General features: G+C 32.4%; 6 protein-coding genes. 3 read left to right on the top strand and 3 right to left on the bottom strand.

Annotation, left to right across the window (positions count from 1 at the left end):
* The coding region (gene panB / locus ABWP60_RS08865; protein ID WP_353151471.1) for a 3-methyl-2-oxobutanoate hydroxymethyltransferase at positions 1–748 on the bottom strand (748 nt) is incomplete at its 3' end.
* Positions 749–879: 131 nt separating this feature from the next.
* On the opposite strand from panB, the gene ABWP60_RS08860 reads away from it, so the two are divergent.
* Both ABWP60_RS08860 and ABWP60_RS08855 read left to right on the top strand, forming a co-directional pair.
* Positions 880–1,320, top strand: coding sequence for a nuclear transport factor 2 family protein (locus ABWP60_RS08860; RefSeq protein WP_353151468.1), 441 nt, complete (start codon positions 880–882; stop codon positions 1,318–1,320).
* Between the two features lies 1 nt (position 1,321).
* A complete protein-coding gene (locus ABWP60_RS08855; protein WP_353151465.1) occupies positions 1,322–2,380 on the top strand; it encodes an outer membrane beta-barrel protein in 1,059 nt (352 codons plus the stop codon).
* Between the two features lie 158 nt (positions 2,381–2,538).
* On the opposite strand, the gene ABWP60_RS08850 is transcribed toward ABWP60_RS08855, so the two are convergent.
* Positions 2,539–3,957: an L-serine ammonia-lyase gene (locus ABWP60_RS08850; RefSeq protein ID WP_353151462.1), complete on the bottom strand. Its 1,419-nt coding sequence runs from the start codon at positions 3,955–3,957 to the stop codon at positions 2,539–2,541.
* Between the two features lie 133 nt (positions 3,958–4,090).
* Between ABWP60_RS08850 and ABWP60_RS08845 the strand changes: the two genes are divergently transcribed.
* Entirely contained in the window at positions 4,091–4,630 is a 540-nt protein-coding gene (locus ABWP60_RS08845; protein WP_353151459.1) for a hypothetical protein, read from the top strand.
* A 49-nt stretch (positions 4,631–4,679) separates the two neighbouring features.
* Here ABWP60_RS08845 and ABWP60_RS08840 read toward each other — a convergent pair whose 3' ends face one another.
* Positions 4,680–5,990, bottom strand: a complete 1,311-nt coding sequence (locus ABWP60_RS08840; protein WP_353151456.1) for a DEAD/DEAH box helicase — start codon at positions 5,988–5,990, stop codon at positions 4,680–4,682.
* Between the last annotated feature and the right edge of the window lie 95 nt (positions 5,991–6,085).

Genomic DNA, 6,085 nt, shown 5'->3' with positions numbered 1-6,085 from the left:
TCATATCTTCAAATAAATTCATATATCTGCGTAAGAATCTTGGACTAAATTCGTGTGTCATACCAATCATATCGTGTAATACCAACACCTGACCATCTACGCCACTACCCGCTCCAATTCCAATTACTGGAATAGAAATACTTCCGGCAACTTTTTGAGCCAATTTAGCCGGTATTTTTTCTAAAACTAAAGCAAAACAACCTATTCGTTCTAACATTTTGGCATCTTCTAATAATTGATCCGCTTCTTCCTCTTCTTTGGCACGAACCGTGTATGTTCCAAATTTATATATCGATTGGGGTGTTAATCCCAAATGTCCCATAACAGGAATACCCGCATTTAATATTTTCTTTATAGACGATTCAATTTCTTTACCACCTTCTAATTTTACAGCGTGTCCGCCGCTTTCTTTCATTATACGAATAGACGAACGTAACGCTTCTTTAGGATCCGATTGATAACTTCCGAAAGGTAAATCAACCACAACTAACGCTCTATCAACAGCTTTTACCACACTGCTTGCGTGATAAATCATTTGATCTAAAGTTATTGGTAACGTGGTTTCATTTCCTGCCATTACATTACTGGCTGAATCGCCTACTAAAATTACATCAATACCTGCTGTGTCGACAATTTTTGCCATTGTGAAATCGTATGCTGTTAACATAGAAATTTTTTCACCATTGGCTTTCATATCAATTAACGACTTCGTAGTAATTTTTTTATAATCTTTTTTTGCTACAGACATAAGCTTTTGTGTTCAGTTATCAGTTTTTAGTGTTCAGTAAATACCGAATGAAATATTTTGTAAAATTAATATAAAGATATGGATTGTAACAATTTTTCTACATTTAATACCAATAAATAAATGTAACCACTATGAGACAAGTATTTATTTTATTATTTTTTGGATTTAGTATAGGTGTTTTTGCACAAGAGGAAAATGCCATCAAACAATCCATTTCAGTATTTTTTGAAGGTTTACAAACTAGTGATACCTTAAAAATTCAATCGGTTTGCCATAAAGAGATGAAATTGCAATCGATAACCGAAAAAAACGCCATAGGATCGTTATCATTTGACAGTAATTCAGAATTTTATAAATCCATAGCCGCCATTCCAAAAAACGTAAAAATTGAAGAACGTATTTTAAGTTACAACATTCAAATAGATGGCACTATGGCAAACGTTTGTACGCCTTACGAATTTTATATCAATGAAAAGTTAAGTCATATTGGCGTAAATTCCTTTACTTTGCTTTTAGAAAATAATATCTGGAAAATAGTTCATATTATTGACACCCGAAGAAAAAAAATTTAAAATGAAAAACATTATTGCCTTATTTTTCTTGACGATAGCTTCTTTTTCGTTTGCTCAAGAAAATCCAAAAAAAACATTAAAAATAGATGTTTCAGGTTTTATTGACACCTACTATTCCTATGATTTTGATGCGTCTGAAAACAAAGACAAACTCCCTTTTTTATACAATTACAACAAACAAAATAACTTTAACATAAATATTGCATTAGTAAGAGCATCAATTAGTTATGAAAATATTTACGCAAAAGTTTCGGTGCAATCCGGAACGTATGTAGAAGCCAATTATGCTACCGAAAAAACCAAATACTTAAACGAAGCGTATTTGGGTGTGTATTTAAACAATAAAAAAACAACCACTTTAGAAGCCGGTATTTTTCCTAGTTATATTGGATTTGAATCCGCTACTACTCATGCCAATTTAACCGCTACTCGTTCTATACTTGCAGAAAATTCCCCTTATTTTATGACAGGTATAAAATTAAATCATCAATTTAATGAAAAATGGAGTTTGTCTGGATTACTAACCAATGGCTGGCAACGTATTGAAAAACAAAATAGTACTGTGGCGCCTTCTTTTGGTACACAATTAGTATATAAACCAAATGCAAAAAACACGTTAAATTGGAGCACTTTTATAGGTAAAGAAGTTTATGCTGACGCGTTTAATACGCGCTATTTTAGTAATCTATATTGGGACAAGACTTGGAATACAAAATGGCATTCTATTTTTGGTTTCGATTACGGAATACAAGATATTTCCTCTAAAAATAATGTAAAAGCAACTTGGTACAGTCCGGTTATAATTACACAATATTCTTTCAATGCAAAATGGCAAATGGCACATAGAATAGAATATTATCAAGATCAAAAACAGGCAATAATTGCCAGTCAAATCCCTTTTGAAACACTTGGCAATTCAATAAATTTTGATTTTTTACCCAATTCGAAGTTTAAAATAAGAACAGAAGGAAAATGGTATCAGGCCACAGAAAACATTTTTGATACCAATACCAAAAAAGATAATTTTTCAGTAACCACTACAATGAGTTTTGAGTTTTAGATTTTGATGGGTACACAGATTTGAAGGATTTAGCGGTTTCAAAATAGATATTTTTCGGAACACAGATTTTAGAAATTAATATAATTAGTAAAATCTGTGTTGTTTTTTATATTTTTCAATTACAAATAAAATCTGCTAAATCTGCGTACCTATCAAAATTAACAATCTGCCAATCCTACTCCAATAGCCAAACCACCTTCGGAAGTTTCTTTGTATTTTGAGTTCATGTCTTTAGCCGTTTCCCACATGGTAGCTACTACTTTATCTAAAGGTACCAACACATTTTTAGCATCTGTTTCTAGAGCCAATTCAGCCGCATTTATGGCTTTTATAGCACCCATAGTATTGCGTTCTATGCATGGTACTTGTACCAAACCACCAATAGGATCACAGGTCATTCCTAGATGATGTTCCATAGCAATTTCAGCGGCTACCAATACTTGCTCCGGAGTTCCACCCATCAATTCGCATAATGCTGCTGCTGCCATAGCTGAGGAAACGCCAATTTCTGCTTGACAACCTCCCATAGCAGCAGAAATAGTGGCGCCTTTTTTGAAGATACTTCCAATTTGCCCTGCTACCATTAAAAATTGTTTGATTTCTTTTTCGCCTGCATAATGATTTTCAATCACCAAATAATACATCAAAACTGCCGGAATTACGCCTGCACTGCCGTTGGTAGGTGCCGTTACAACTCGACCTAAAGAAGCATTTACTTCATTTACTGCCAATGCAAAACAGGAAACCCATTTTAATATTTGACGAAATTTCACCTCGGTATGACGAATACATTGCAACCATTCTTGTGGAGAATTATAATTGGCGATTCCAATCAAATTGGTATGCATATCGTACGCTCTTCTTTTTACATTTAATCCACCCGGTAAAATACCATCGGTATGAGCACCAATATACATGCACTCTAACATCGTATTCCAAATGCGCATTAATTCGGAATGAATTAACGCTTCCGAACGCATTGATTTTTCATTTTCATACACAATATCAGAAATTGTTTTGCGCTCCGCTTGACAAAATTCTAATAATTCAACACCCGTATTAACTAAAAATGGAAAGGCACATTTTATCTCTAAATTTGTATTCGTATCTTCCTCTTCCTTAACTACAAAGCCACCTCCAATGGAATAAAAAGTTGAACTGTATTCAACTTCATTTGTGTAGGCAGTAAATACCATACCATTAGCATGAAAGGGTAAAAAATTCTTATTGAAAAAGATATCTGAAACTACGTTAAAATGAATCTTAAATTCATTATCCAATAGTAATTCATTATTCGTTTTTATGTCTTCAATAATGGAAGAAATAGCATCAATTGGAACTAATTCTGGATTGGCGCCGCTTAAACCTAACATAACAGCTAAGTCGGTAGCGTGTCCTTTTCCCGTTAAAGAAAGCGACCCATACAAATCGACTTTTACGCGATGTACTGAAGCAATTATATTTTGATTTCGTAATTCGGCTAAAAATTGTTCGGCAGCTCGCCAAGGTCCTAAAGTATGAGAACTTGAAGGTCCTACGCCTATTTTTAACATATCAAAAACTGAAATACATTCCATTTACTAAATCGTTATAGTAGCAAAGATAAAATTTAGAAAATAGAAAATAGAAAATAGATGAAAAAAAATAGATTTTAATAGTTATTTATTTGGCATAAAATTTGAAACCTAATAAAATGTAAAATTTATTCTTATGAAAAAGCTACGATTTGTTTCCGTTATTATAGTTTTATTACTTTTTTGTCCGTTCATCAAACAATGTGATGGGTTTTCAAGAAAATCATCAAGTGAATTAAAGCTTAGTAGTAAACTTAGCTCTGATGAAGCTGAAACAGAAAGTAAAACTGACTTTGTTGAAGAAATTAAAATATATTTTTCAGAAAATTCAGAAAATGTATTTGATTTATCAAGTCAGGTTGGAATTTATTTTGATAATAAAAAAAGTCAAGATATTGGATTAATAGGAATAAATGGGATATTATTTTCAATATTATTTTCGATATTTTTAATTTTATCTTCAATTACAGGTGCAATTAGAATTTTTACAAATAGATTAGAAAAAACAAACTGGTTTTATATCTCAAATATTTTTTTTACTATTTTAATAGTTATCTCAAATATGTTTATTTTTTTAGATAGATTTGGACAAATAAAAATAGGATTTTATCTTCTATTACTTTCTAATTTTTACATGTTGTATTTGTTAAAACAAAAAAAGGAACAAATTCTATAGAACTTATCCCTTTTTAACTTTTGCCTTTTGCCTTTAACCCTAAACCCTCCTAATACCAACGCTTCTTATTCTGTTTAGAAGCATCCGATTTTCTGGAATTAGTACTAGCTGCATTTGGAGATTTAGCTGCTTTTGGTGTGTTATTTTGTTTTTGTCTGGCGGGATTTCTTCTGTCGCCTCGTGTATCGGTTTCTTTATTTTTTAATTCGTCTTCCGTAAACGCTCTGTAGGGATACGGATTTTCTTTTACGACTTTAATTTGCTGACGGGTTAGTTTTTCAATGTCTTTCCAATACGGTAATTCGTCTTTCCCACAAAAAGAAATAGCTAAACCTTCATTTCCAGCTCTACCCGTTCTTCCAATTCGGTGTACATAGGTTTCTGGAATATTTGGTAAATCGAAATTGATTACATATGGCAATAAATCAATATCAATACCACGAGCTGCAATATCTGTCGCCACTAAAACAGAGATTTCTTGACTTTTAAATCCGTCTAACGTTTTAATTCTGTTATTTTGAGATTTGTTTCCGTGAATCGCTTCCGCAGAAATGTTTTTTGTTTTTAACGCTTTTACCACATTGTCAGCACTGTGTTTTGTTCGTACAAAAACCAATACGTTATTTATTTTTTCTTCTTCTATTAAATGAATCAGTAATTTTCGTTTGTCTTCTTTTTGAACCATATATACTTTTTGGTTCACGCGTTCTGCAGTACTTGAAATCGGTGCTACCGAAACGTATTTTGGTTTTTTCAAAAATTGATCGGCTAACTCTCTGATCGCAACTGGCATCGTAGCAGAAAACAATAATGTTTGACGGTTTTCAGGAATTAACTTGATGATTTTCTTTACATCGTTAATAAAACCCATATCAAGCATTTGATCCGCTTCATCAATCACCAAATGATGCAGATTATCCATATCTAAAAAACCTTGCTTATTTAAATCTAAAAAACGACCTGGAGTAGCAATTAAAATATCCACTCCGTCTTTTAGCTGTTGCACTTGTGGGACCTGACTTACCCCACCATAAATCACCATGGATTTGGTATTCATATATTTTCCGTAAGTGGCAAAACTATCTTGGATTTGGTGTGCCAATTCACGTGTTGGTGCTAAAACTAACGTTCTAATTACTTTACGTTTTGTTTTAGAACCTACTATTGGATGTAAATAATTTAAAATTGGAATGGCGAATGCCCCTGTTTTACCCGTTCCTGTTTGTGCACACCCTACTAAATCGTGTTCTTCTAATATAATTGGAATAGCTTGTTGTTGTATAGGTGTTGGCGTAATATATTTTTCTTCTTCTAAAACCTGAAGTATATTTCTATGTAAATGTAAATCTTGAAATGTCATATTTGTATTTTGAACGGCAAAGATACAACTTTGAATGCGGAATAGAGAATTTTGATTTGCTTAATTTATAAATTCCAACTGAATTCTGACAGATT

This window comes from Flavobacterium sp., assembly GCF_040402895.1.
GTDB lineage: Bacteria > Bacteroidota > Bacteroidia > Flavobacteriales > Flavobacteriaceae > Flavobacterium.
Note: the sequence above shows the minus strand (reverse complement) of the source record. Positions and strands in the feature narration are given on the sequence as shown.

Bases quoted from the DNA above. Each gene is read 5' to 3' on its own strand.
- ABWP60_RS08850 (WP_353151462.1), bottom strand. From the start codon at position 3,957: ATGGAATGTATTTCAGTTTTTGATATGTTAAAAATAGGCGTAGGACCT.
- ABWP60_RS08840 (WP_353151456.1), bottom strand. From the start codon at position 5,990: ATGACATTTCAAGATTTACATTTACATAGAAATATACTTCAGGTTTTA.
- ABWP60_RS08845 (WP_353151459.1), top strand. From the start codon at position 4,091: ATGAAAAAGCTACGATTTGTTTCCGTTATTATAGTTTTATTACTTTTT.
- ABWP60_RS08855 (WP_353151465.1), top strand. From the start codon at position 1,322: ATGAAAAACATTATTGCCTTATTTTTCTTGACGATAGCTTCTTTTTCG.
- ABWP60_RS08860 (WP_353151468.1), top strand. From the start codon at position 880: ATGAGACAAGTATTTATTTTATTATTTTTTGGATTTAGTATAGGTGTT.